This window comes from Leucobacter sp. M11 (assembly GCF_035726885.1).
GTDB lineage: Bacteria > Actinomycetota > Actinomycetes > Actinomycetales > Microbacteriaceae > JAPFRB01.
Window position 1 is genome coordinate 204411 of the sequence record NZ_JAPFRB010000005.1, and the last position, 1250, is coordinate 205660.

General features: G+C 67.7%; 1 protein-coding gene. It reads left to right on the forward strand.

The features are described 5' to 3' along the window. A partial coding sequence (secD, locus tag OOT08_RS16345; RefSeq protein WP_325093883.1) for a protein translocase subunit SecD occupies nucleotides 1–1250 on the forward strand: 1250 nt, incomplete at both ends.

A 1250-nucleotide genomic window follows, 5' to 3' on the forward strand; every position in this document is an offset into this window, starting at 1 on the left:
CCTCCGCCACGATTGCTCCCGAGGATCTTGAGCCGGCCACGCAGCCCACGGACGCGAGCGACCCCGCGTGGATGACCGAGGGCCTGATGGCCCAGTTCGCCGAGTTCAACTGCGATTCGGCAGCCGCGGGCGAGACCGGCTCCGCGCCCGCCGACAAGCCGCTCATCACCTGCGACCCCACGAACACCGCCAAGTACATTCTTGGCCCGGTCGAGCTCGGCGGCGACGTCATCACGAACGCCGTCGCGCAGCTCGGCACGACCTCCACCGGGGCGACCACGAACGAGTGGGTCATCCAGATCACGATGAACCAGGACGGCGCGAAGACCTTCGGGAAGATCAGCACCCGGCTGATGACCAAGGCCGAGCCGCAGAACCAGTTCGCCTTCGTCCTCGACGGCAAGGTCATCTCCGCCCCGCGGATGCAGGCGGTCATCCTCGACGGCAAGCCCTCGATCTCCGGTGCCTTCACCAAGGAGAGCGCACAGACCCTCGCCGATCAGCTCAAGTTCGGCGCCCTGCCCATGAGCTTCGAGGTGCAGAGCCAGGACACGGTCTCGGCGAGCCTCGGGAAGAACCAGCTTGAGGCCGGCCTGCTCGCGGGCCTCATCGGGCTTATCTTCGTGCTCATCTACTCGCTCTTCCAGTACCGGGTGCTCGGGCTGCTGACCGTGGCCTCCCTCGTCGTGGCCGCGATCGTGACCTATCTGCTGCTCACCCTGATGTCCTGGCAGCAGGGCTACCGCCTCTCGCTGGCCGGGGTCGCGGGGGTGATCGTCGCGATCGGAATTACCGCCGACTCCTTCATCGTCTACTTCGAGCGCATCCGCGATGAACTCCGCGACGGCCGCGGCATTGAGTCCGCCGTCGAGGCGGGCTGGAAGCGCGCGATCCGGACCGTGTTGGCCTCGGACGGCATCAACTTCCTCGCCGCGGCGATCCTGTTCCTCCTGGCCGTCGGCAACGTCCGTGGCTTCGCGTTCACGCTCGGCCTCACCACCATCGTCGACGTGCTCGTCGTGGCACTGTTCACCCACCCGATGCTGACGCTGCTCGCTCGGACGAAGTTCTACTCGGAGGGGCACCGCTTCAGCGGGCTCGACCCCCGCCAGCTGGGCGCCGTCTACCGCGGCCGGATCCGCTTCGAGGTGGCCCCGTCCGTCTCGGCGGGGAAGAAGCAGTCCAGCAGTAAGGAGGCGCAGCGTCGGCAGACCATCGCCGAGCGCAAGGCCGCGGCTGCCAACGGCGGA